The sequence below is a fragment of the Paenibacillus sp. sgz302190 genome (assembly GCF_059820445.1).
Genome location: NZ_JBZYAO010000006.1, coordinates 34,889 through 60,380, shown reverse-complemented (window position 1 = coordinate 60,380; position 25,492 = coordinate 34,889). Strand labels below are relative to the sequence as shown.

At 46.7% G+C, this 25,492-nt stretch carries 18 protein-coding genes and 1 pseudogene; 1 reads left to right on the top strand and 18 read right to left on the bottom strand.

Annotated elements, in window-relative coordinates; translation table 11 throughout:
* Positions 1–458 precede the first annotated feature (458 nt).
* The 10 genes and pseudogenes from AC6RNO_RS09510 to AC6RNO_RS09465 form a co-directional block, all read right to left on the bottom strand.
* Positions 459–1,973 carry a response regulator transcription factor gene (locus tag AC6RNO_RS09510; RefSeq protein ID WP_488434132.1) on the bottom strand — a complete coding sequence of 505 codons (1,515 nt, stop codon included), beginning with the start codon at positions 1,971–1,973 and terminating at the stop codon, positions 459–461.
* Positions 1,966–3,792 (bottom strand): histidine kinase, encoded by a 1,827-nt coding sequence (locus AC6RNO_RS09505; protein WP_497105288.1) that lies wholly within the window; start codon positions 3,790–3,792, stop codon positions 1,966–1,968. Before AC6RNO_RS09505 ends, AC6RNO_RS09510 begins: the two co-directional genes overlap by 8 nt.
* A gap of 24 nt (positions 3,793–3,816) precedes the next feature.
* Positions 3,817–5,355: a response regulator gene (locus AC6RNO_RS09500; RefSeq protein WP_497105287.1), complete on the bottom strand. Its 1,539-nt coding sequence runs from the start codon at positions 5,353–5,355 to the stop codon at positions 3,817–3,819.
* Between the two features lie 122 nt (positions 5,356–5,477).
* Positions 5,478–6,389 (bottom strand): ABC transporter permease subunit, encoded by a 912-nt coding sequence (locus tag AC6RNO_RS09495; RefSeq protein WP_497105286.1) that lies wholly within the window; start codon positions 6,387–6,389, stop codon positions 5,478–5,480.
* A 10-nt stretch (positions 6,390–6,399) separates the two neighbouring features.
* Positions 6,400–7,389, bottom strand: a complete 990-nt coding sequence (locus AC6RNO_RS09490) for an ABC transporter permease (protein WP_488434129.1) — start codon at positions 7,387–7,389, stop codon at positions 6,400–6,402.
* Between the two features lie 97 nt (positions 7,390–7,486).
* Positions 7,487–9,169 carry a type 2 periplasmic-binding domain-containing protein gene (locus AC6RNO_RS09485; protein ID WP_474682057.1) on the bottom strand — a complete coding sequence of 561 codons (1,683 nt, stop codon included), beginning with the start codon at positions 9,167–9,169 and terminating at the stop codon, positions 7,487–7,489.
* 109 nt (positions 9,170–9,278) lie between these two features.
* Positions 9,279–10,364: an alpha/beta hydrolase-fold protein gene (locus AC6RNO_RS09480; RefSeq protein ID WP_497105285.1), complete on the bottom strand. Its 1,086-nt coding sequence runs from the start codon at positions 10,362–10,364 to the stop codon at positions 9,279–9,281.
* Positions 10,365–10,390: 26 nt separating this feature from the next.
* A complete protein-coding gene (locus AC6RNO_RS09475; RefSeq protein ID WP_497105284.1) occupies positions 10,391–11,368 on the bottom strand; it encodes a family 43 glycosylhydrolase in 978 nt (325 codons plus the stop codon).
* A gap of 372 nt (positions 11,369–11,740) precedes the next feature.
* Positions 11,741–12,087 (bottom strand): annotated as a pseudogene (locus tag AC6RNO_RS09470) (aldo/keto reductase); the annotation flags it as partial.
* A gap of 86 nt (positions 12,088–12,173) precedes the next feature.
* Entirely contained in the window at positions 12,174–13,004 is an 831-nt protein-coding gene (locus tag AC6RNO_RS09465) for an amidohydrolase family protein (RefSeq protein WP_497105283.1), read from the bottom strand.
* A gap of 131 nt (positions 13,005–13,135) precedes the next feature.
* Here AC6RNO_RS09465 and AC6RNO_RS09460 point away from each other — a divergent pair, with 131 nt between their 5' ends.
* Positions 13,136–13,399 carry a hypothetical protein gene (locus tag AC6RNO_RS09460; protein WP_488434126.1) on the top strand — a complete coding sequence of 88 codons (264 nt, stop codon included), beginning with the start codon at positions 13,136–13,138 and terminating at the stop codon, positions 13,397–13,399.
* Positions 13,400–13,489: 90 nt separating this feature from the next.
* Here the strand turns inward: AC6RNO_RS09460 and AC6RNO_RS09455 are convergent, their stop codons facing one another.
* From AC6RNO_RS09455 to AC6RNO_RS09420, 8 genes are all read right to left on the bottom strand, one after another.
* Entirely contained in the window at positions 13,490–13,723 is a 234-nt protein-coding gene (locus AC6RNO_RS09455) for a hypothetical protein (RefSeq protein ID WP_497105282.1), read from the bottom strand.
* A gap of 88 nt (positions 13,724–13,811) precedes the next feature.
* Positions 13,812–14,729 carry a carbohydrate ABC transporter permease gene (locus tag AC6RNO_RS09450; RefSeq protein ID WP_474682052.1) on the bottom strand — a complete coding sequence of 306 codons (918 nt, stop codon included), beginning with the start codon at positions 14,727–14,729 and terminating at the stop codon, positions 13,812–13,814.
* Positions 14,730–14,744: 15 nt separating this feature from the next.
* Complete coding sequence (locus AC6RNO_RS09445; protein WP_474682269.1) at positions 14,745–15,704, bottom strand: ABC transporter permease; 960 nt, start codon at positions 15,702–15,704, stop codon at positions 14,745–14,747.
* A 51-nt stretch (positions 15,705–15,755) separates the two neighbouring features.
* Positions 15,756–17,447 carry an ABC transporter substrate-binding protein gene (locus AC6RNO_RS09440; protein ID WP_488434124.1) on the bottom strand — a complete coding sequence of 564 codons (1,692 nt, stop codon included), beginning with the start codon at positions 17,445–17,447 and terminating at the stop codon, positions 15,756–15,758.
* Positions 17,448–17,575: 128 nt separating this feature from the next.
* Positions 17,576–19,309 (bottom strand): histidine kinase, encoded by a 1,734-nt coding sequence (locus AC6RNO_RS09435; RefSeq protein ID WP_497105281.1) that lies wholly within the window; start codon positions 19,307–19,309, stop codon positions 17,576–17,578.
* Between the two features lie 15 nt (positions 19,310–19,324).
* Positions 19,325–20,884, bottom strand: a complete 1,560-nt coding sequence (locus AC6RNO_RS09430; protein WP_497105280.1) for a response regulator — start codon at positions 20,882–20,884, stop codon at positions 19,325–19,327.
* A 238-nt stretch (positions 20,885–21,122) separates the two neighbouring features.
* Positions 21,123–22,448, bottom strand: coding sequence for a glucuronoarabinoxylan endo-1,4-beta-xylanase XynC (xynC, locus tag AC6RNO_RS09425; protein WP_497105279.1), 1,326 nt, complete (start codon positions 22,446–22,448; stop codon positions 21,123–21,125).
* Positions 22,449–23,499: 1,051 nt separating this feature from the next.
* Positions 23,500–25,122 carry a hypothetical protein gene (locus AC6RNO_RS09420; protein WP_497105278.1) on the bottom strand — a complete coding sequence of 541 codons (1,623 nt, stop codon included), beginning with the start codon at positions 25,120–25,122 and terminating at the stop codon, positions 23,500–23,502.
* Positions 25,123–25,492: the final 370 nt, after the last annotated feature.

The window sequence follows — 25,492 nt, the reverse complement described above, 5'->3', positions numbered from 1 at the left end:
AGGGCAACCCTCACTCCGAGAAAAATAAACCGCTCTTCGGAGCGGTTTATTTTTCTCGGCTTTCATTCATGACCTATGCACTTCAAGTTAGATTCTGGTAAAAACTCAGGAAAAGCAATAAATAGCCGAGTTCTTCAAAGGTAGATTGGATCCCCCTTTGATCCATCGGCGTGACGTTTACTGCTTCGTCTTACTTAATTCCAAAAGCCGGCTAACAGTCACGAGCTCACAGCTCTGCTCCAGCAGCTCAGGCACAAACGTGATTAAGCCCCGATGAGGCTCCAAAACGCTGGCTTCGGCATCAGCGTACTAACGGCGGCGCCGATTCTGAATAATCCTTTGAAAGCCCCGTGCAAGGCCGGTATTTCCTTGTTCATAGTTTGGCAAGCCTCCTTTAGATGTCCCGTTCTTACAGGCCGTCTCCCTCATTATGATAAGGTTCTCCCCCTCCCCATTCTTTAGGATTTACCCGTCTGCCTGTACACGATCGGCTTCTCGGAAACCCGCTTCTCGAACTCTCTCAGAAAATGATGATAATGCACGTATCCGACCTCCTCCGCGATGGAACGGATCGTAGCGTCTGATTCCGTAAGCATTTTCTTGGACTCTTCAATACGCAGGTCATGTATATATTCAGTGATGCCCACGCCGTTTTTCTTCATGAATGCCTGACCCAGGTACACAGGATTCATATAAAACCGTTCCCCGATCTCCTTGATCGTAAGCGGCTTCTTGTAATTCTCCTGAATGTAACGTTCAATCCCATGAAGGGGGTGTCCAGAGTTGAATTCCTTCTGCTTCCTCAACCGGTTCATATATTCGTCCAGATAACCCCGCATGGAGTGTTCCAAGCCCGTCAGCGATTTCGGCCCATTTTGGAGCAGATCGCGGAACCTCGGCCACATGTCAGCTGTCGACGCCCCCAGCTCCCGCAGCACCTCCGTGCTCTTCAAAACCACATCCATGCTAAGCATCCGCACCACTTCCGGCGCAGTCTTATGCTGTTGGAATGAGGCGAATAAACGCTTCATGATGTCTGCCGCCTCCTGCTCCTGAAGCCGCTCCGCTGCGGCAAACAGCTCCTCCGCTGTCGCCATGGCCTGAAGATCGTAGCTGACCTCGAAACGGGCTGCGGATTCATAAACGACGAGACCTTCATCATCATGGAAAAAGTGGTGGACAGACACCTCCTTCGCCCCCGAATAGGATACCGTCAAATCCAGAAGTGAAGGCACGGACGGCCCGACCGAAACGCAGATTTCCATTCCTTGCTGCCGTAGCCCGTCAGAGACCTTTCGGGCCAAAGCAATGACATCCAGGGCATCGTCTGCCACCAAACCGGCCTGGCCGGGCATAAGGTCGATAAACATCACTCGGGGCGGGCTGGAGTATGCCGCGCAGCATTCCAGATTCTCTCCCTTCAACCCCTCGATCAGAATGTATCTCCATGCTTTGGCTTGTCGGTCCAGCTCTCCGATTTGTCCGGATACGCTCTCATCCGGCTCCTGCATCTCTCCTCGGAGAATGGGGGCAAGCACCGCCGGCAGGAGTCTGTACGACTCCAGCTCCTGCCTGCTATGCTCCTGTGCACGAACCGCAAGCTCCTGCATGATATCTTTCAAGATCATTTCCCATTCTTTATCCATGACCGGCTTGAGCAAATAATGGCGCACTCCGTACCGCAATGCGGATCTGGCATATTCGAAGTCGCCGTACCCGCTCATGATGATGAAGATCGGGTAGTAGTTTTCCGACAGCCCCCGAATCCGGTCGATCAGTTCCAAGCCGTCGATCACCGGCATCCGGATATCCGTAATGATCAGATCGGGCTTACAGTCCTCTGCAACCGCCAAAGCTTCTTCCCCGTTGGCGCACATGCCGCATATCTCGAACCCCAGCTCCTCCCATTCGGCCATTAGCCGGATGCCTTCCAATGCGATCGGCTCGTCATCGGCAAACAGCACTTTATACATTATCTTCCAGCTCCTCCTGAGGCAGAATCAGATTCAGAGGAACACGGATCGTAACGGTTGTCTGTTCATTTTCCTTACTGTCTATTGTAAACAAGGATCTGTCGTTGTAATAAAGATTCAGCCGTTTGTATACGTTCCGCAGTCCAATGTTTTTCTCTGTTGTTTCCTCTATATATAAATTTTGGAATATCCCATTCAGCTTGGCGGTGTCCATACCGATTCCGTTATCCTTGACCTTCATGACCAGATGGCGCTCATCCAACCCGGCCGAGATGCAGATTCTCCGGTCCCCTTTCACCGATTGAAGCCCGTGCTTGCAGGAGTTCTCCACCAAGAATTGGATACTCATCTTGGGAATCCGGCAGGAGAGGACCCCCGGATCGATGTCCATTTCATATTCAAAACGGTCTTGAAACCGAAACTTTTCAATCTGCAGATACATCTCGATAAAGGTGATTTCCTCTTCGATCGTCACTAGGTCATCCTTCCAGCTAAGCAGCCTTCTTAATATTTGGGACAGGTTGCGGATAGTTTCCGTCACATGCTCATACCGGTACTTCTTGCATACGACCAGAATGGCGTTGAGCGTGTTGAACAGGAAGTGCGGATCCACTTGGCTTTGCAGCATATTAAGCTCCGCCCGCACCCGTTCCAGCTCCAAGTCCTTCTTCTGGAGTTCTAGCTTGTAGACGTCGTTGATCAGATTCCGGATTTTTTCCGTCATAAGATTGAAGCTTCGAAGAAGACCTCCAATCTCGTCCCGGCCTTCGTACATGTTGATGGGTTCGAAGCGCTCGTTTTTAACCATCTGCATATGTTTGGAGAGCCGTCTGACCCGCAGGTTGTAGGAATGCAGAATAATAAAGACGAGCACCGTCGGAATCACCGTGCTGATCAAGGCCAACGCGATGCCGAACTTCAATACCGCTTTCTGTTCCTTGAGCACCCGGGATCTTTCCGGAATCCCTATCAATTCCCAGCCGCTCAAATAGCTGGCCGTTCCCAATGGACTGATGAAGTTACCTGCCGCATTGCCGCCCGACGAATCAAGATGGTCTGCCGTGATGGGAGACAGAAGGTTATCCTCGGCAATGTAGGAACGGTTCGAATCGAGAACGATCCGTTTATCTGCATCCAACAGCTTGAACTGCAAGTAGCTCCGCTCCTTGTTGAATAGCTCCTGCAACTTGTCGAGCTGCAGGTCGATCCGCATATACTTGGTGTAATTCATTAGATCCGGGAAATTATTCAATTTGCGGATGACGCTGACATACACCATCTTCTGTTGCGGATTCATCGGGTTGATATCCAGATACGAGGTAACGATCACCTTATCCTTCGTAGCGGTCAGCTTCCGGTACCACTCACTTTGTTTATCGCTGTCCTTCAGGATAAAATAGCTCCCCCCGCTATCAATCGTCGGGTTCGAGGTGTACACGCCCAGCCGGGAGATGTACGGGTACTGGTTCGTATATTGGCGGAGCCTATCGCGCAGGTAGCTGTCATATTTTTCGTAATATGCCGACAAGTCGGCATAGGAGGTTTCCAATGGTTCGTTGAAGGCCCGGTCAGCCGCTACAGTGTTGCTTATCGAGATGCATTCGTTCACCATCTGCACCAGCTCGTAGCCTGCCCGGTCCAAAGATATTTGCAGATTCTCCCGCTCACGGGCTTCCGTGTTCCGGCTGTTCTGAATGTAAAACAGCGAATTGATACACATGATGGGAAGCAGGACGCACAAAAGATAGATGAACAGAAACTTGTATCTTAACGGAATGTCGTTGACGATATGGCTGAAAGGCTTCCATTTCCGCTTCATAGTCGGTCTCCTGTCGGGTATGTCTTAGCCTTTCTTGTATGAGGAAGGTATCATACCGGTCAAGGCTTTGAATTTCGCAACAAACTGGTCCGAATCCGAATACCCCACCCTCAAGGCGATATCGGCTATTTTGAATTCAGCCCGGCGAAGCAGCTTTTTTGCCTCTTCGATGCGGACCGTGTGCAGGTATTCGTTGAACGCCATACCAAACTGCTTCTTGAACCGTTGGCCCAGGTAAGCCGGATTCATATGAAGTTGCTCGGCTACATATTGGAGCTGCAGCTTCTCGTGATAATGCTGCTTGATGAATCCCGCGGCTGTGGATACGACACCATCGACGCGCGGGCCCTTCTCACTTGCCACCCATTCGGCCGCATCCAGGAAATCCTTCAGTACCCGGATTTCCATTCCTCCCGGGTCCAGCCGCAGCGGGGCCGCGAACCATCTCCGGGTCCAACTCTCCGAATCGGCTCCCTGTTGGATCAGCGCTTGAAGAATGTCCAGCTTGATCGCCGACAGGCTTGCCTCCACCCAAGCTTCCAATGCTTTCCGCGCCGTTAAGCTTGAAAAAAGATCACGAGCGTGAGCCCGCACGGCATCCGGGTTGCCGCAAACAATGGCCTGAAGCAACGAATCCTTGATTTCCTCCGGGATCCGGAAACTCTCCTCCTGCGTTCTATCCTGATAATAATAAACGCCCGGCAGATCGGAGGAAAATTTGCACAGCTCCGCTACAAGCGTCTCCCTGTACGCCTTATTCAGGGATGCGGCCCCCCGGACCTCACTGCTGACAGAAAAGGAATACTGCTCCCCGCATGTATGACGGATGTACCGGATGAACCGGTTCACCAGCGAGGGCAGCAGGGCCGATCCCTTCCGGTCCGCCGCCAGAACAAAGCCGAACCGGTCTTTGCCCAGTTTAAATGGATGCACGGCAATCTCTTCAATGGCCGCCAATTCCGCCGCTTCAAGCAGATGCTGGAACAGGTTGAGCCGTTTCTGCTCTCCGGCTTCTGCTTCGATGCCGATCAGTTGGATGCACCGGATTCTCGATTCGTCATGAAGCCTAAGGAGGCTCCTGGCTTGTTCTAACCACTCCTGCCTGCCATCTCCTAAGAGAAGCTGCGAAACCGTTTCCGACCGGATGCGTTCCATAGCGGATCGGCGCAATTGATATCGAGCATCCTCCATCCGGATGTTCTCCGCTGCTTCAAGCACAGCGTTTTCCAGCTCCGTCTCGTTCAAGGGCTTCGTTAAATAATTGGAAACGCCGAATTTCATTGCCTTCTTGGCGTACTCGAAATCCGCATAGCCGCTTAATACGATGAATCTTGTATGGGGGAAGCTAGCGTAAGCCCTTTCTATCAGTTCCAGACCGTCAATGACAGGCATCCGGATATCGGTAATCACCAGGTGGGGGCGGCACTCTTCCATGAGCTGCAGGGCATCCTCCCCGTCCAGGGCTTCTCCGCACACTTCGAATCCCAGCTTGTTCCAGTCCATCAGAAAACGCAGCCCCTCTAACATGATCGGCTCATCATCGGCAAATAGCACTTTCAGCATACGATTTCACCTGATTTCCTTTATTCCTAATAGATATTATAAGATGCAGCCCGCGCTCCCAGCAATGGAAAAACCGTCTCAGCCGGATGCTGAAACGGTCATCTCCGGAAACTTGCAGTCCCTTATTCTTTTACGCTGCCCAGATTCAAACCTGCCACAAAGTAGCGCTGCAGGAACGGATAAACGAACAGGATCGGCACAGCAGTTACAATCGTGATGGCCGCCCGAATCGAAGCAGGGGTAACCATAGCCTTAGACTGACCCGTATCAACCCCGTTTAAGAGAGCCGGGTCGGTATTAGAGTTCATGGTAGAGCCCAAGAGCTTCATCATTTCATATTGCAGCGTACTCAGCTTGATATCGGAAGAAGCGTACAAGAAGGTATCAAACCAGGAGTTCCATGCGCCGACCGCGATGAACAACGCAATGGTTGCGAGGGCGGGCATGCAGAGCGGGAAGATGATCCGCAGGAAAATTGTGAAATCGCCTGCTCCGTCGATCTTGGCGGATTCGACCAAACCGCCTGGGAGAGACTTGATATAGGTCCGGATCACAATCAGATTGAACGCGCTGACCATCGCCGGAAGAATGTACACCCAGAAGCTGTTCAGCAAGCCCAGTTGCTTGATCAGGAAATAATTCGGGATCAGGCCAGCGTTGAAATACATGGTCAACACGAAGAACACGCCGATGATTTTACGAAACAAATAGTGAGGTTGAGCCAAGGTATAGGCCAGCATCGTAGTGAGAAACACGCTTAGCACTGTCAGTGTTACGGTTCTGGCAATCGAGATCCAGGCAGCATGATAGATCGTTCCCGAGATAAATATGGCCCGGTAATTTTGCATGCTCCAAATCCTTGGCCATAAGTAGAGGCCTCCCCGCAGCGTATCATTGCCTTCGTTAAAAGATACCGTCAGCGTGTGAAGAAAAGGGTACAGGGTGACGATGACCAGGAAGAGCATGAAGAACCCGTTCAGCGTGTTGAATAAGATCGGTTCCAAACGATTTTTCTGGATAGTAGTCATTTTCATATTCAACCCCTTATAACAGCCGCTCTTCGCCTAGGCGCTTCGCGATATGATTTGCACTCAGAACCAGGGCAATGCTGACGACCGTCTTGAAGATGCCCGCCGCTGTCGCCAGTGAATAGTTGCCAAGGGTGATCCCGTATTTCAGCACGAAAATATCAATCGTTTGCGACCAGTCTACAACCAAGCCGTTCCCCAACAGATACTGCACTTCAAATCCTGCATCCAGAATGTGGCCGACATTCATAATCAAGAGGATAATGAACGTCGCTTTAATGCCTGGCAAGGTAACATAGCGCATCTTCTGGTATCGGTTGGCTCCATCCATGGAAGCGGCTTCATATAGCGATGGATCGATGGAGGTAATCGCGGCCAGGTAGATGATGGTGTTCCAACCGACTTCCTTCCACACGTTCGCGGCGCCGACTATACCCCAGAAATATTTGCCGATGCTGAGCCACATAATGGGCTCCTTGATGAGATGAAGCTTCATTAATATGACGTTGACGATGCCGTCCTCCACGGACAGTGAGGTAGCCACAATTCCAGCCGCAATGACCCAGGACAGGAAGTGAGGCAAGTACGAAATGGTCTGAACCGTGCGTTTGAAAAATTTCACTCTGATTTCATTAAGAAGCAGCGCCAGCACGATCGCCGTCACAAAACCCAGTACCAAATTGATCAGGCTCATGCCTAATGTATTGCGGAGTACCTGAAGGAAGACGTCGTCACCCAGCAGAAATTTGAACTGATCAAAGCCCACCCATTTCTGCTTGAGAAACGGCAGAGCCGGGCGATAATTTTGGAAAGCCGTTAACCAGCCCCAAATCGGGACGTAATTGAAAATAACCAGGTAGATCAGAATCGGTACCGACATGAAGATCAACTGCTTCTGACTTTTTATCGTTTTCCAGCTGAATTCCACGCCGATTTCCGGATCGATCCATTTCTTTTTCTTAACAACTGCTGCTTTCACTTCTTGTTTCAGTATGGTTTCGGCCATTGTCCGTCCCTCCCGAACCGGAATTTGTCGTTTGTAGCGGCATTGGAAAACGGAGAAGACCTGAGACTCCTCCGCTCCACGGCAAGTGAACTATGAATTATTTGCTGCTCCAGTTCTTGATCCGCCACTGAATCTGATCGTTGATGCGATCTTCGTAGGCTTTAACATTAGCTTTGGCAATTTGGTCCGTGTATTCTTTCCAGACATTATCGAAGTCAGCCGGTTTAGCCAAAATCGCCTTCGGCAAATATTTCACTTGCAAATCGTTCAGCTTGGTTTGGGCCACTTTCGCCGGGGAACCGTCAATCAGGTCGATAGTCCAGGCTGGATAGTAGACCGGATTTTCTGGAGGCGACTTGAGGAACTCCGCCCATGTCTTGTGATTGTAAGCTTTCATCACTTCCTTATCCTCAGGCTTCAGACTGTCGTAAAATTCCTGCGGCTGCGTACGCGGATCGGTCGCGTTGCCGTCGCTGTATGAACCCTGCATCTTCGGCAGGTTCTGTAAGAAGGCCTCCGCCCTGTTAGCCAGCTTCCAGGTGTTGTCGTCCTGCTGGGTCCGCTGTTCAGGCGTACGATAAAATTTACCATCCTTGACAAGATAGTCCTTGCCTTCTTCCCCCCATTGCAGCGTCTTCTGCCATTCTTCGGACATCAGGGTATCCAGGAACTTGATGATGGCAACCGGATCCTTGGCCTTGACGGAAATGCCATAACCGCGGTTGATGTTCAGAGCAGGACGATCCCGATAGTGCTCCGTCGCACCAGGATAGACTAGCGGGAAAGGTACGTAGGTGTTGCCGAACTTACCTTGGGAGATCAGGGAATTTTCACCGTCCAGGAAATTCCATTGCTGATCGAACATGCCGATAACGCGGCCGCTGGCGATCTTGGCCAGATATTGGTCATAGTTCTGTACAAGAGCCTCTTTATCCATCAGTCCCTTATCGTTGATTTCGTTCAGCTTCTTGTAATAGTTCTTGGCGATATCCTTGTCAGCGAAGATAGAAGCCTTGGCGTTCTCCACGATAACGCCGCCGTCGTTCGCATATCCCGCCAAGTGCTCCGGCGGGTTCTGCAGCGGGAACACTCTCCAGTCGAAGTTCAGCGTCTCGAAGCCGATCCTGTCCGGATGCTGCTGCTTGGCCTTCTCTATAATAGCGAAGTAATCGTCCAAGGTCTTGGGAGTCGGGTAGCCCTGCTCCTTCAGAATATCCTTCTGCAGCCAGAAGCCAGGACCCCTGTAATCCGTCTCGTTGAACGTGCCGGAGAACACGCCGAAAGCCGGTAATGCATAGAGATGGCCGCTTGCCGGATCCTTGATTTGGTTCCAGACATTCGCGTAATGCTTCTTCAGGTTCGGCGCATACTTCTCAATCAAGTCCTCCAGAGGTATGAATGCGCCTGCGGCGATCAGCTTGTCATCGCCTGTCATGACGTCCGGATAATCGCCGCCGGCAATCATGACGCCCATCTTCTGGAGAAGGTCGCCGACCAGAAATTCCATCTTCAGGCTGACGCCGGTTTTATCCTTGATCATCTTGTAGATTCGGTTGTCCGCAGTAGGCTGCTGGTAGGAACCTCCGATGAACATGGAAATCGTCATGGGCTTGATCGCTTCCGCTCCTTGGGAAGCCGCAGGGCTTCCTGAAGCATCGCTTGGTGCCGCGCTGGATGTGGCCGAACCGCCGCTCGAGCCGCTGCAGCCTGCCAGTAAGACACCGAGTGTCAATACAGGGATGATCACTCGAAAAGCGGATCGTTTAGTTTGCAATGCCATTTTTTCTTTTCCTCCCTTTTTGTATCCTGCTGTTAGCGCTTACTTGGTGATATCTCTAATTATACCCATCAAGAATGCGCTTCCAATTCACAAAATAAAGGTCTTACCCCTATAAATTAATGGTGAGCAATTTGCTTGTGATTGTCCGCTTCTGCGTATTCGTCCTTTCTGCCCGGAAAGACAACCGGATAAAATTATATGCACCGTTGTTCCATACATTAAAATCATGAACACCATTTTTTAGAAGGACCTGGTAATAATCACCGAGAAACTCTCCCGCGGTGTCCGTGAGCCCTTCAACCGATTTGGAATAGTTGTCTACTGCAACTCCATCCATGTCGCCGCAGGTCATATAAAGCAAATGAAGCCTGTGGCTGCATGAAGCGATACTGGCGCCCAGAACCTTGCCGTCGCTCGACGTGGGAGCATTTGAAAAGGCACCGATATAAGCGAATAGATCCTCCATACCTGGCGCGAGCACAGTCGTATCAAGCCCATTTTTCCAACTGCTCTTTGTTCCGGTATATGCTACCGCATCGCATCTGTAACCGCCGAGGACCATATTCAAGGATTGCATACCACCCATCGAAAGGCCTGCAATTGCCCTGTGCATGCGATTATATTCGATTCTCTCTGGAGACGCGTTTTTTATAACGGCGAATGTATGGAATTCAGATTCAATAAAGGGGATCAGATCATATCTCAGCTCATAATCGAAATAATAGAACCCAAGCATGTTGGTTCCTAAGGAATTGAACGTACAGTCCGTCCAGTCGAACGCGCTTCTGCCGTTGGGAAAAACGACGATAAGCGGATGGATATCGCCGTTAGCGATGAGATTATCAAAGATATTGCATATGATATAATTCCCGTCAGCTTTGCCGTTGCTACGTAACCATTCGTAATGATCTCCGCCTACTCCGTGGAGCAGATACAATACTTTGTATTTGGTATCCGTATCCTGTTCATTATAACCTGCAGGCAAATAGATGTTGCATTTTTTAATGATTTCGCTTCCCTTAACGGTTTCTCTTCCCGCTTCTCTGGCGTCGATGCTCTGATCTGTAACAAGCTGCCGCGACTGGTTAATATAGTTCCTGACCGTGTATGAAACCTCATGAACGGTACCTTGAAGTTCCTCTTTAACTGCCCGTTTATATCCGGCAGGCACAGCCGTCACATCCATGTTTTTCATGGTTCATCCAAACCCTTTCGTTTCAATCAATAAGGATCGATCGTCCGAATCGTTCCATCTTCGTTATAGTGTAACTCCGTGTATTTGACGCAACGCTTGTGGTTAACGCCTTCGGACAAAGAACTGTCATGGTAAAATAAGTACCATTTGTCTTCGAACTGGACAATGGAGTGATGAGTTGTCCAGCCGATAACCGGAGTTAAGATCGTGCCCTTGAAGGTATACGGTCCCAACGGATTCCGGCTGACGGCGTATACTAATTTATGGGTGGTGCCCGTGGAGTAGGACAAGTAGTACCAGCCGTTATGTTTGTGTACCCATGGTCCTTCAAAATAGCGCCTATCCTCGTCTCCAGCGAGAATCGGGCCGCCGTTTTCGTCAACGATCGAAATTTCTAGTGGAGCGGTTTGAAATGAAAGCATGTCCTCGCTCAGCAGAGCGACCCGAGGACCAATCGCAGGCTCCTCCGCCGCCGGCCCCACCGCTTCCGGCTCGAAAGTACCGGTCTGCCATTTTTCCAATTGACCGCCCCAAAGACCGCCGAAATATATGTATGCCCTATTGTCGTCATCAACAAGCACGGCTGGGTCGATACTAAAGCTTCCCTCGATATAAGACGGTTGAGGAAGAAAAGGACCGGCCGGTGACTTGCTGGTCGCTGCACCGATTCGAAAAACTCCATTAAGATCCCGGGCAGGAAAGTACAAGTAATAGGTGCCGGCCTTAAAAGCAGCATCAGGAGCCCAGAGTTGTTTGGAAGCCCAGGGAATATCTTTCAAATGAAGGACTTGGCCATGATCGATAACGGGGGACTCGAAGCCATCCATGGATAGAATATGATAGTCTTCCATTGCATATTGATCCCCATTGTCATTATCAGCGCCGTCATGATCGAGATCGTGTGACGGGTAGATGAAAATTTTCCCCTCAAATACGTGCGCCGAAGGATCGGCAGTGAAGATATGGGTGACAAGCGGGTGATGAGGTTTCGGTAGATTGTACATACTTGCTCTCCTCTATTTTATTTATTATGGTTATTCATTTACTTTTCATTGCGGCTAATGCAATCGGCATGGATACCCATAACTTCTTTTTCGTAAGCCTCCCCCCCCCATTTTGCTTCTCCTTATGGATTTGATTTTATCTTGCTCCTTTATTATGAGACTTTGTATACGATTACAAAATAAACAGATTAAAGATCTATCCCCCCTTTAATAAAGATACGGGATAACGTATTTAGAACACTTGCATAAAATAGCACCTTAATTTGGCATGCGTTTGCATTTCCAGACAAGCAGGACCATGAGGCCGTAGTACGGGAACCAAATCGATCGGAATGAGTGCTTTGCGCGATATGTTGATGAATTCGCTCCCTAAATATCGACATAATCCGTCTTCAGCCTGCGCAGACTTTCTTCCAAACTGGATTCAATTCTCGAGCTTGAAAAGTCGAACGTATCCACACCATATCTGCCGGCTTTTGAAGATAAATAGAAGTTCTCGAGAGACGCTTGACTGATCGCTTTGCCTAATACCGTTTCGACTTTAGTGGCGCCATAATAAGGCGAAACATCAATATAATTAATACGGCGTCAATAGCCGCATGTACTATTCGAATGGCTTCCGCGTCATCCGTTTGGCGAAATACGGAACCAAGGGAGGAAGCGCCGAAGCTAAGCTTTGAGACTTCCAATCCTGTTTTTCCTAATGGGCGATACTTCATAAAATCACTCCGTCCTTGAAAATAGCAATTTGCTTACTCGTTTTTCGGATACTAAAAGTTTGTGTTTCGAGCTTAATCGCTCTTCATCATAGCTTGTAAAATTCTCTTGCATTTTCTCCAAATAATCTTGCTCTTTCTTGTTTTCCCCACGACTTCGGTATGGCACTTTCGATAATTTCCAGAACTTCGTCATAGGTAGCTGCAAGCAAGCAAACCGGCCAATCCGTTCCGAAAATGACCCGTTCGGGTCCGAATACTTCCAAAACATGTTCGATATATCGTTTAAAATGCTGCGGTTTCCATGCTTGATGATCGGCTTCCGTCACCATGCCGGAAATTTTGCAAAATATATTCTGATGTCTAGACGCACGTTCGATTTGCACAGCCCATGGCTCAAACACCTGCTCCGCGATACGCGGTTTGCCGATGTGGTCAATTACACCTCTCAATCCTGGAACGGCGTCGAGCAATTCATTAAGCTCGTTTAACTGATTCGATTTCACGAGCAGATCCACGGGAAAGCCCATTTCCGCATAAACTTGAAGCGCTTCCACGAACATGGGCTCGAGCAGTTTGCTTGCATCGGACATTTCTTGGATCATAATGCGAAAACCAACGAATTTCGGATGTTTCCGCCAACGTTCGAAATACTCTCGGTGAGATGGATCAAATAAATCCAGCCATCCGACAACGCCTAGAATCGAGTCCGAACGATCGGCAAGTGTAAACAAATATTCTGTTTCCTGATACGTAGGGGCTGCCTGAACGGTGATGGTGCCGTCTATGTTGTGTTTCTTCAAATGAATTTCGAGATCTTCAGGCAGATAGTCTCTGTACAACACCGGTAGTTCAGGTGTAATCCATCCATAATCTGTTCGAGACATCGACCAATAATGTTGGTGAGCATCAATACGCATGGGAAAGTCCTCTCCTCTCGTCATGATTTTATTTTACGATATTAATAAGAATTTAAAATATCAGTTAATTGCAAATTTATATCCGATTTTGATATATTTGAACCAAACATAACTTACTGGAGGTCATCTGGGTGCAACCGATTCGCAAACCATTTTTTCTGGATCCGATCTTTCCATTCGAAATGGTTTATAAAGGTCTTTTTATCGATGATGCCATCTGCGAAAAAGAACAGGGTGATTTATTCCTCATCCCCGGCAACACCATCCACCGCGCATTTCCCTCCGCCATCGAACCTATTGTTTGCAAGCAGTCTCGCTTGGTGATGGATATGAATCACTTGCGTGCTTTGAGATTGTCCGAAAAAGCGTGTGTCAGCGCCAGCCACCTCGCTTAACTCATATTTAACAAATAATCCCTATTCATATTAATTATTCCAAAACACAAAATAAGGAGACCGCTGCGTGAGCGGCCCTTTTTATTCCACTTATTTTGCTCTTTGACTGCGATACCAATCGTTAACTTCTTGAGAAATCTTATCTCCCCCGTAAGCAAACCACTTGTTCACAAATAAATCAAAGTCGCTTTCAGGAGCATTGTTGAACATGATTTCTTGGAAAGTCCGCTGTTCAAGTTTTTGAAGAAGCTCCCATTTTGTTTTCATAGTTGGAGTAGGCGGCTTTGCAGCAGCGCCTCTGCAATCCCTGCCGATCCGCTCCATCTTCATTCTGCTATGAATTACCGTGGAAAGCTTCGTTTACAGTTCTACAACCGCTTTAATCACGCCGGTCTCCTTCGAGCCGAACCGATCAACCCTTCACTCCGCCCACGGTCATCCCTTGTACGAAGTGCTTCTGCAGGAAAGGATAGACGAGCAGAATCGGAACGCTGGCGATGATGGTCATTGTAGCCCGGATGGAGGTCGGAGTAACCGTGGTCACGTTTCCGCTTTGCGCATAGACGTCGCCGGACGATTGAGAAGTTGCAGTATTGGAAGTTTGCAAAATCTTCATAAGCTCATACTGCAGCGTGCTCAGCTTCAAATTGGATGAATTGTAAAGGAACACATCGAACCAGGAGTTCCACTGTCCCACCGCCACAAACAGAGATACGGTAGCCAGCGCCGGAATGGTCAGCGGTAGTACGACCCGCATAAAGGTAGTAAATTCGCCCGCACCGTCGATACGGGCTGATTCCAAAATCCCTTCGGGCAGCCCCTCTATGAAGGAGCGAATCACAATCATATTGAACACGCCGATAACGCCGGGAACAATATACACCCAAAACGAATCGATCAGACCAAGATTTTTGATGAGCAAATAGCCGGGAATCAGGCCACCGCTAAAATACATCGTAAATACGAAGAACATGGTTACGAACTTGCGCAGCACGTAATCCTGACGGCTGATGGTATAAGCCAGCATAGCCGTACTCAACACGGAAACCGCTGTTCCGATGACGGTCCGCAGCACGGAAATGAACGTGGAATGGTAGATAGAGGATTCTCCGAATATATATGTGTAGTTCTCCAGCGTCCACAGTCTTGGCCACACGTAGACGCCGCCCTTGATGGCATCGTTTGCGTCATTGAAAGAAACGGCAAGCATATTGACGAAAGGATACAAGGTGACGATCATCAGACAGATCATGAAGACAATGTTGCAGGTATCAAATATTTTATCGCTTAAGTTGGAATTACGTAAACGGGACGATTTCATATTTCGCATGATGGCGAGCCTCCTTTAGAACAATCTGCTTTCGCCCATTTTCTTGGCGATAAAGTTGGCGGAAAAGAGGAAGATGAAGCTGACGACGGTCTTGAACATGCCTGCAGCCGTTCCCAGCGAAAAATTGCTCATCGCCATACCGTACTTCAGCACGAATATATCAAGGTTTTCGGAATAGTCCGCATTCATTCCGTTGCCTAGCAGATACTGCGGCTCAAATCCCGATTCAAGAATATTCCCCAGACTCATAATCAACAAAATAATGATAACCGGCTTCAGACCCGGAAGCGTAATGTGCCGAATCCGCTGGAACCGGCTTGCGCCATCGATTTCGGCTGCCTCATATTGGGCCGGGTCGATGGTGGTAATGGCCGCCAAGTAGACGATGGTATTCCAGCCCACGTCCTTCCACACCTCGGAGACTCCGAGAATGCCCCAGAAATATTCCCCTTTAGCCAGCCACAGCACCGGATGGTCAATGAGATTAAATTGGGTCAAAATCTGATTGACAATCCCCTCTGTCGATAAAACCGTCAATACAATGCTTGACGCTACCACCCAGGAGATAAAATGGGGCAGATAGCTTACGGTTTGAACGACCCGCTTGAACAAAATATGTTTCAATTCATTCAAAAGAATGGCAAGCGTAATGGCGGTCACGAACCCTAACACCAGCTTAATGGAGCTCATGACCAAGGTGTTCCTTAGTACCCGGTAGAAGGTATTGTCCTGGAAGAGAAAGTTAAAATTGTTCCAACCGATCCATTCCTGAGCAAACAACCCCTTTGCCGGCCGGTATTTTTGGAAGGCCATTGTCCAGCCCCACAGGGGGACGTATTTAAAAACAAAAGCCCAAATCACAAAAGGGATGGACATAAATACAAGGGACCGCTGATAAATCAGGCGTTTAAAAAACGAAGACTGATTTAATTGTTTACCCAAAGCAGCGCCTGCTGACGAAATCGCAGGTTCTATCGGTTTCTCCACCTGGCAAAACTCCTTTCCGCAATCCAGAAAAATTCGATCTTACCACTTGCCGGCTATCCGATCCTTCACGGCCTTGGTGATGGTATCCTCATAGACCTTCTTGTCCAGCTTGTTCAGCTCGTTGATATATTCGTTCCATGTCGATTCGAATTTATCGGGAGATTCCAGAATCAGCCTCGACATATATTTCTTTTGAAGATCATCGGATTTGGTTGTGAAGATTTGTTCCGGCGAGCCTTGAGGAATGCTGATGGACCAGGCAGGGAACCATTTGCGCTCATCAGGCTTATTGAAATAATCGCTGAAGGTCTTTGCACCGTACGCTTCAAGAATCTTCTTGTCTCCATCGGTGTACAATTTAGTTGCTACTTCCGGCTGGTTGCCCGGCGAAAAAGCGTTGCCGTCCTTCAGAACGGAGTTGCTGCCGTATTTGGGCCAGTCGCTGGCGAAATAGGTGAACCCGAAGGTGCGGCTCAGCTCCGGATCTTCATGGTATTTGCTCTGGTCATCCTTGTAGTAAAAGCGGCCCTTTTCATCCACACTGTACGTTTGATCCTTAATTCCCCATGAAAGCAGAATCTGATTTTCTTCTTTTAGCATATTATCGAAGTACTTGATAATGCGAACCGGATCTTTGGCCTTCACCGTAATACCGATGGCATAGTTGCCGACAAATCCGGGCGGATCGATGTATTGATCTTTAATTCCCTTATCGAATACGATCGGAAGCGGCGCATAGCGCTTCTCGTCAATGCCTGCCGCCTTCAGGTTTTTGTTCGCGTCCCCTACCTGCCAGGCATAGTTAAAGTAACCGAGCACCCGACCGGAGGTCAGCTTCGCCAAATATTGGTCCTTGTTCATGGTGAAAGACTCCGGATCGAACAGACCAACGGCACTCATTTCATTCAGCTTCTTGATCCATCGCTTCTGATATTCGGTTCCCGCTACGATCTTTGCTTCATTCGTTTTCATATCCACGATGACGCCGCCGTCGTTAGGGTAACCTGCCAAGTGCATGGCCGGGTTTTGCAGGGTGAAGAAATTGTTGTTTACACCTGCCGACACAGTAAAGCCAACAGTATCCTTGCCATCCACTTTCGGATATTTTTCCTTGTACTTTTTGATCAGATCAAAGTATTCGTCAAGGGTCGTGATTTTCGGATAACCGAATTCTTTCAGTACAGAACGCTGAATCCAGAAAGCGCCTCCGCCGATATCCGGCCCTGCCATATATCCTTGGTCAGCCGTGAAGGGAAGCGTATAAACTTTGCCATCCTTTGCCTTCATTTTATTGAAATAAGGACCGTACACGCGCTTGATATTCGGTCCGTACTTCTCAATCAGATCATCCAGCGGAATGTAAGCTCCCGCATCCATCAACTTGGCCATCTCGCCGCTGGAACTGATGACATCTGGATAATCTCCGCTTGCGATCATGACCCCCGCTTTGGTAGCGCTGTCACCGACAAGGTATTGCAGCTTGAAATCCACACCGGTTTGCTTTTGCAATTCCTTGCCGATCGTTGTTTCACTTGCCAGTACATCCTTTTTGCCCTGCGAAAAGAGATAATACGAGTATGTAACAGAGGTTTTATTCTCGGATTCCGCTGTTGCTGATGCTCCCCCTGTCGGAGCGGATGAGGCGCTATCCTTGCTACCGCTGCACCCTGCCACTGCAGACGTTATCAGCATAGCCGCCAGCCCCGAAGTCAACACTTTTTTTACAACCATTTGACTTATTGCCCCTTTCGAATTGGATGATGCCTTGTAGACGCTTTCATTATATCAGCAAACCCAATTGATAATTAGACAAGAAAGTTTAGTTCATAGTATGAAAAGTATATGGAAATGCCGCATCCCTATAGTTTCTCCGTGAGCAGAGGCAGTACAATCTCAATGCGCGTACCTTTCCCTTCCTTGCTGTGGATGTTGAAAGCAAATCGCTCTTGATAGATGAGCCTAAGTCGGTAGAATGTGTTTTTGATTCCGACCCGTTCTCCCATGACATCGTCCTTAGCCAGATATCGGTGGATTTCTTCCAGCTTGGACGGGGACATGCCGATTCCGTTATCCTCCAGTGTAAATTTTAATTCGTTGGACTGAACGCCGATACGGATATGAATGATCCCCTTCTCCGGAACGGATTCGACCCCATGAATACTGGCATTCTCCACGAAGGGCAGGAAAATCATATTCGGAACCATACAATCGACTGCATGTTCATCTATCTGAACGTCGTATTCCAACTCGTCATCGAATCGGTATTTCTGAATTTCAAGGAAGCTTTTAATTACCTCCAGCTCCTCGCCTACGGTGATCCAATCCCGACTCCAGGATATCGATTTGCGGAACATTTTGGCCATGTTATGGATAATATCCGCCGTCTCGTCTTCACCTTTGATCACACTTCTCATACGTATGGATTCCAGGGCGTTAAACAGGAAGTGGGGATTAATCTGACTGTGCAAGGCATGGAGTTGGGCCTGCTGCTGCTTTAGTTCCAGATCCTTCTTCTGGATATCCGCAAGGTAAACGTCGGTAATTAAACTGTCGATTCGTTCTGTCATCCGGTTGAATTCGTTCGTTAGCTGGCCGATTTCGTCCCTCCCCTCCTCGTGCGGGATGGTCTGGAAGTTTTGGTTTTTTACCTTCTTCATATGCTTTAGAATCCGCACAAGACGGACATGCAAAGACCGGGACATGGCGGCAATGATCATGGAGGGAACGACGAAATTAATGCACGCGAGCAAAATGACGAAAGAACGCGACTTCCGGACTTCATTTAAGACGATCTCTTTGTTCATTACACCGTGCAGCGCCCAACCTTCCAAATAATTGATCCCCGTATACGAGGCCTCGAAGCTCTCGGACTTTGACGGCAGAGGAATATCTTGGTACAGAACCGTCTGCTGGGCCCAATCGACATCTGAATCATTACTGAACCGTACCCGCCCCTGGGGGTCGACGAGATACACCATGCCGTCAAATCCGTTGTTGTGAAAATATTGGCTGATGGTCTTCATGTTCAGATCGATCTTGAGAATTTGATTGAAGCCGTTCGTGTAGTAGTTGTCCAGCCTCTGAATTAAGCTGAAAGACCGGTCCGAGCATATGAGGGTAGGGAAAGGCGCGGAAAAAGACTTAAACTGGGTATACCAATCGGAGCTCTTCATCTCGTCGGTCAACGGCTCTATATAGCCGGACAGGATGGTGGGATTATCCGTGTATACTTTATACTGCATGGCACTTTGAAGATTTTTGTCGGAATTGGAAAATGTCCCCTTAAGATAAGAATTATAAGCTTCCACATAGTCAATCGCGCGTGGATAGCGGTGGGCAAGATTTTCGTTAAAGGTACGGTCGGCATAAAATGAATAGGATAAACCCGCTGCTTGGTCAACGACTGCTTTCAGCGATCCTTTGATATTTTCCAAGGCCAAATTGGCATCGCGGATTTTCTGGTTGCGGATATTCGTAGTGGTCGCATTATAGAATACGACATTTGTCATCACAATGGGAATGAATACAGACAGCACATACATGAGCAGCAATTTGTCACGCAGCTTCATATTATTCAAATGAATTTTTCTCACGTAAACACCACCTGTCTATTCTTTTTTTACCAGTTTGTTTCGATACTCCATTGGTGATAATTTTTCCAACTTTTCAAACTGGGTTACGAAATAATTTGCATTCTGGATGCCCACCATTGCCGCAATCTCATACATCCGCAGGTCTGTTTGACGAAGCAATTTTTTGGCTTCCTCCACTCGCAGTTCAAGGAGGTAATCATTGAAATAGACGCCGTAGTGCTTGCGAAAGAGCTGCCCTAGATAGACGGAATTCAGATAGAATTGAGCGGCAATGCTTTTCAGGTTAATACTTTCTCTATAATGGGTGTCGATATATTTCTTAATCCTCGCGATATCCCCTTTGGACTTCTCTTTGCGCAATTGGTCGATATGCTCGGCCGCTTCTGTAATCATTAGCATAAAGTACTCCTTCAGCCGCCGTAAACTCCATGTGTGGTACTCCCTTTCCACCGTTTCCAGCAACCGCCGCTGCCCTTCATCATTACCATCCATTTGCTTTATTATCCTCATAACTCTGGTAATGAAACGGGAAAGCGAGCCGACAACAGCCGATGGGGAAAATCGCTGGTCATGAAAAATCTGAAACATGCTGTCTACCATTTCTTCAAAGGCTTCTTTATTGTTTTCTTCTAACTCCACCATGAACTGATTGTACATGCTTGGGTCCATCTCGATAATGTGAAGAGGCTTGTCCTTCACTTGCCCGTAAATAACAACATAGTTGTCACTCTCGGCATACTTGTGCTTGAGTGCTTCATTAGCGCCGAGAAAAGACTGCCGCACGTGAGCGATGCTATGTACGGTGTCGCCTGCATAGATGGTCACATTATTGTGTAGAAGAGTGGAAATCTCAGTACGGATCGTCTTCAGAGCCTGCGTAACCACACTGCCCCAACGATTCAGAAGCTCTGTGCTAAATAGTATTCCGAATAGGCCGGGCAGCTGCTCAAGTACGTGGATACTGCCCCCGGCTTTGCCACAAGAACACATCATTTCCCGGAACGCTTTCAGACCAATCTGCGGTTGTCCCGGGGCAACCGAGATCTCCGCCAGTACATACAGGAATCCGGATACTCCCTCCAGTCCCAACACCTTAGCGTACCGCGCCGCATCTTCCTCTTGAACATTCTCCTGCACCAAAGCCTCTAGTATAGCAGCGACCGAATATTTCTCTTCTGTAAGCGCCGCCAATCTTTTTCTGTCGATCGCTGCTGCCAGTTTCTGAAGTGAGGCCCCCAGTTCCTTCACATCAATGGGCTTTAGGATATAATCCTGAACCCCATAACGGATCGCCTGCTGGGCATAATTAAAATCATTGTAGCCGCTGATAATAATGAATTCAGGGTCAATTCGCCCTGCTTCCTTTACGCTGCGGATTAGATCCAGCCCGTCCAACACCGGCATCATAATGTCGGTAATGACCAGATCAGGCTCCAGGCGGTTGATCATGTCCAGAGCTTCCCCGCCGTTTTTCGCCTCGCCAACGAGGGTAAACTTGTATTGTTCCCATCGGATCAACTTTTGCAGCCCTTTACGAACAAATACTTCATCGTCCACTAACAACACCTTGAACATGAGCTTGCCTCCTTCTGAAATCCTGTTCAGATTGAAAATTATTCTATCATATATAATTGATTCCAAAAAGAAGCCAATACCAACGAGAAATGGAAATCCTTTGGGGACCGACCGTATAAATTGGGTAAAAAATAGAGGCCCAGGGATTCATCGTTAAGATAGAATCCGCCGAGGCCTCTTAAAAAAATTTCGATATTCATGCTATTACGTGGCTATTAGGCCGAATTGATGGTTTCTACTACGGCGTTGTACCCGTTTCCGCTTCATAAGCGGTACCGCTGACGGTGTTGCCACCCAATTCACCTACAAAAGTTGTAACACTTTGGGCAGGAAGCTGGGCTGTAAAGGAACCGCCCGACACATTGATCGCCGATCCGGCTGCCATATTTCTGCTGCTGTCCGTTACCCATGAAGATATCTTCGAGGTTGTCCCATTTTGCAGGACAAAGTTTTGGCTTACTGCTGAAGTGCCTCTGTTAATTGCAACAATAACCACCTTGTTTTTACCTTTGTATGCAGATGTGTAAATGTCTGTATTTGGATTCTTCGTTGCATCAACCCTTACATATCCGGGACGAACAAACTTCGAGAAATGAGCCATATTATAACCACGCTTGCTTATCGTACCGTCCTCTTTCATAGGCCCGTATTGCCTGCGGATGTACCACCATACGTATGCCTGAAAATCTCCCTCTACCATCGCATTGTGCATATGATAGGAAACATCCAACGCCTCGGGCCAGCGATCCGCCGAGTTAGCATCACTATTTGGATAATATACTTCCGTCATCCAGAGATCTTTTCCCGCTCCTTTTTGTTTGAAAAGAGGATAAGCGAAATCACTGAACTTGGTACCATAAGCGTGAGCGCCAAGAATATCCATATTAGCAAGAGCCTGCGGATCGTTCAAAATAGGGTCTGACATATTTTTCAGGTAAGAAAATGACTCCGGTGCGATTACCTTGCAATTAATGGATCCGGCATTTTCTTTCATAAAGCGAAGCATTTCTTGTGGAGTCCACCACGTCCAATCATGTGCATAATCAGGCTCATTTTGGACAGAAATAGCATACAGATCCACACCATTATTCTTCATATATGTAACGAAATCATTAAGATGCTGAGCATACGCAGCGTACTTGTCGTATTTTAGCCGCTTTGCATTTGTATCCCCATTACGATTGAAGGTTTCGACCATGTCACTGGGAGGATTCCATGGCGAAGCAAAAACGATGGCTCCCTGTTCAATTGCACGTTTGGCAGTTGGCAATTCCCGGTACCAATTGTTTCGATTATCGTCGACATAAATTCTTAAAACGGAAAAGCCTAACTGATTAGCTCCATTGCCAAAAGCTGTTTCTCTTTGAGCTGCTGTCAAATCTCCAATCCAAGCCGGATGATTGATTCCTCCAAAACCGCGAATCACTTGTTTTTCCGCCGATAAATTAACTTGTACATCACTTGCCGCCGAGACTTTGGTAGGCGCCGGCACGGTTAACATGAGCGGCAGCGTAATTGCACATGCCAATAATACATGAATTGATTTTTTAACACCCGAAAGCATTACTTTCATCTCCTCACAAACTGATATTTTGATAACTTCCGTTTTACATCTGTTAGATAACCTGTTCTGACCACCTCCAATACCTTGCCTTGTAGGCGCTTTCATTCATTATATCAGTAAACTAATTTCATGATTAGACAAGAAAGTTTAGTTCGTAGTATAAAAAGTATATGAATCATTATATCGGCTACTAACTGACGGTTCAAAATATAATCGAGCAGATCGTCATCAAACTGGTCAGAATCTGCTCGTTTTGGTATTTATTATATCGGGCTGGAGAAGGTTCATGAATCGTTCAGAGCGACACAATAGAACACAAAGATGTCGCAATTGTATGGGTAACGGTTATAATTGAGACTAAAAAGCACCCAATTGGGTGCTTTTTTCAGCGTCTATTTGAGATAATCATTGATTATAAATGAGACAAACCGTTACAATATCGATAATAACTGAGATAAGTATATGATTTAATTATCATATTAGAATCCTTTTTAATCATCTTATGGTCGCCTCAATGAATCATTTCTTGTTAAGTTCTATAAATACTACCTTCGGTACGACGATCCACTTATCTAGCTTGCTGCCTTTCAGCATCTAACCACTTTAACTTATGAATCTTGATGTTATATCAAAATCATCTATCCAAGACCGCATATGGGCAGACTTTTCCCATGTGTGTTCCTGAAGTTGCTTGCTTTCCATGAAAATCAGCGTGGCCTAATTGTAATGTTTGATAGTATAACAACAAAGAGCCAAAATGCCAGACTAGGCCACTCTGATAGGTTTTATTATAGAGCAGTCGAATCCGCGCCGCGGCCAATAGAATGTTTTTCAAAAGTTACGCGGTGACAAATATTGCAGGTTTGTTTGTTCCCTTGGCAGATCACGAATTTCTCCGACAGCGGCGAGCGAGGTTCAAAAGCATCGAAACGGAAGACTTTTAGATGGATTATAGTGGGATGAATTCCCCGGAACTAAATAAGACCAGAACTCATTAAGAGCGATTGTCTTATTGTATTAGGGGCGAGAAATACAATCTTGGATTCCTAAATTATCTTTTCTTATATTCAAATCCAAGTATTTCGCAAATTTTAACAAATACATGATCTAATTTTTCATTAAGATAATCTACCCTTTTTAATTTCTCACCAAATTTTTTATTGTAGTAATTGAGGTATGGAACGAATTCGTACTGCTCATTCTTATTCTTAATGAATTGAAAAATAGAAACATCCTTTCTATTAATGATATAAGCTAATAATTCAAGCTCATTTAGCCCTACATAATCGACTAGTTTAACTGAGGAATGCAAACTCTTCAGCCAATTCTGGTCATTTATGAAGGTATTATATTTAGGCAGTCTAGGAAATGATTGGTTAGATACCGATAAGATAAATACTTTATCGATCTTTCCAAACTTTTCCGGATCAAGCTTAGTAATTTCTGAATATGCCCTATTTGCCTGCTCTATGGGATCAATTACATATTTCTGAAAATCTTCTTCAGCGATCTTTTCGTTAGAGTCTACTTTTGTTTCTCTTCTAATCCTTCCACTTTTACATTCGATGATTAATAAAGATTTACCAAGTACGATGTACGCATCTGATGAACGTTTACCTGAACCCTTCCCGTATGTAAATTCATCTATAAATTTGTACTCCTGGATTCTGGCATCTTGTACTGATGCTTTTAAAATGTTGGAAATATAGAATTCAAATAACCGTCCGAAAAATGGGAAAAATTTGTTATTTGTTTGCTCGAAACAATTTTTTATCATAAAAAAGAGACCGTCAAATAACACTGAATTCATATTCCCTGGAGAACAAGGATAAGCAACGTTGTCCTTTTTAAAAATGGGATTGATCAATAATGGTTCAAAATCATAAGGATTTCTCAAAGATTTTCTTGCCCAATCTTTTAATTGAAATGGGTCTATAGAAAGGTCATTAAAAATCTTCAGTGCTCTGTCTTTGATTAATAAGTTATCAAAAAAAATATCACTGTTTATCCCCCACGGCGACTCGTTGATCAACTCCCCTATTTCTCTGCCTTTAATGCAAGGCTCGTTTAAAGCGAAAGTGACTGCCACATATTCCCCTACGGAGTATCCGTATTTGCTTTCAAATGCTTCATGTATGTCGATAAACTCATTTTCTTTGAAAATTTCGGGTGACCTAGCTAATTCTTCAAACATGATGTGCTGGCGCAACAATGACCGATCAATTTGAGTATTTCGCGTGAACAATGAAGACTTAAGGATAATTTCCTCAACGTCGGTATATGTATCAATGTAATCAACCATATAATCCGAAATTTTCAGCACTGTCTTAAATACATTAAAAAAGTTGGCGTATTCTTCAAATTTGTATAATGGATCTCTCGTTCCATACGCAATATACCATTTCATTGCGTACATTAGATTGCTTACATCAAATGGCTCATAGCTATCCAGATGCTCTTTATCCTTGGCAAATGGTTTTAATCGTTCCTTAAACGTATCAATTGAATTTTGACTTAATACTGTTAATTGAGAGAGGATTATGAGCGCTTCATCTAGGTTAATTTTTCTAATATCAAGGACGATCTCATCAATGGGTACTTTTATTCCATAAATTTCGGCATGAGTAAAATACGTCTTAATATGAGAACCGAGGCTTGAAAGTCCGTTCTTCATAAATATACCCATTCCTTTCGCTTGGTTTCACTTCGCTCAAGGCACAAGGCGGGATGAAATCCGTTAGCTTTGAGCAACTTTTTTTGTATTCTTAAATTACAGGGATAGTGGTACACTACAAATCACGCGGAGGTGAGAGGGCCGCCTCATTTTGAGGTACCGCATAAATAAATGTGTTGATTGCCTTTCCAAGCACAAATAAGTGTCGCTTCGAGCACACAGACTTATCTTAGTATAAACAACTCGTTTATTGCTAGGCAATTAGTCCCTGCCGATTATCTCTTTATATATTGGAGAGGAGTTACCCTATGGTTTTAAAACTTGTCTACCCGTCTGTTGTGGAATTGATGTTCACAAAACTTTTGAAGTT

Excerpts from the sequence above, each read along its gene's own strand:
- AC6RNO_RS09510 (WP_488434132.1), bottom strand. The coding sequence starts at position 1,973 with ATGTATAAAGTGCTGTTTGCCGATGACGAGCCGATCGCATTGGAAGGC.
- AC6RNO_RS09505 (WP_497105288.1), bottom strand. The coding sequence starts at position 3,792 with ATGAAGCGGAAATGGAAGCCTTTCAGCCATATCGTCAACGACATTCCG.
- AC6RNO_RS09500 (WP_497105287.1), bottom strand. The coding sequence starts at position 5,355 with ATGCTGAAAGTGCTATTTGCCGATGATGAGCCGATCATGTTAGAGGGG.
- AC6RNO_RS09495 (WP_497105286.1), bottom strand. The coding sequence starts at position 6,389 with ATGAAAATGACTACTATCCAGAAAAATCGTTTGGAACCGATCTTATTC.
- AC6RNO_RS09490 (WP_488434129.1), bottom strand. The coding sequence starts at position 7,389 with ATGGCCGAAACCATACTGAAACAAGAAGTGAAAGCAGCAGTTGTTAAG.
- AC6RNO_RS09485 (WP_474682057.1), bottom strand. The coding sequence starts at position 9,169 with ATGGCATTGCAAACTAAACGATCCGCTTTTCGAGTGATCATCCCTGTA.
- AC6RNO_RS09480 (WP_497105285.1), bottom strand. The coding sequence starts at position 10,364 with ATGAAAAACATGGATGTGACGGCTGTGCCTGCCGGATATAAACGGGCA.
- AC6RNO_RS09475 (WP_497105284.1), bottom strand. The coding sequence starts at position 11,368 with ATGTACAATCTACCGAAACCTCATCACCCGCTTGTCACCCATATCTTC.
- AC6RNO_RS09465 (WP_497105283.1), bottom strand. The coding sequence starts at position 13,004 with ATGCGTATTGATGCTCACCAACATTATTGGTCGATGTCTCGAACAGAT.
- AC6RNO_RS09455 (WP_497105282.1), bottom strand. The coding sequence starts at position 13,723 with ATGGAGCGGATCGGCAGGGATTGCAGAGGCGCTGCTGCAAAGCCGCCT.
- AC6RNO_RS09450 (WP_474682052.1), bottom strand. The coding sequence starts at position 14,729 with ATGCGAAATATGAAATCGTCCCGTTTACGTAATTCCAACTTAAGCGAT.
- AC6RNO_RS09440 (WP_488434124.1), bottom strand. The coding sequence starts at position 17,447 with ATGGTTGTAAAAAAAGTGTTGACTTCGGGGCTGGCGGCTATGCTGATA.
- AC6RNO_RS09430 (WP_497105280.1), bottom strand. The coding sequence starts at position 20,884 with ATGTTCAAGGTGTTGTTAGTGGACGATGAAGTATTTGTTCGTAAAGGG.
- xynC (WP_497105279.1), bottom strand. The coding sequence starts at position 22,448 with ATGCTTTCGGGTGTTAAAAAATCAATTCATGTATTATTGGCATGTGCA.
- AC6RNO_RS09420 (WP_497105278.1), bottom strand. The coding sequence starts at position 25,122 with ATGAAGAACGGACTTTCAAGCCTCGGTTCTCATATTAAGACGTATTTT.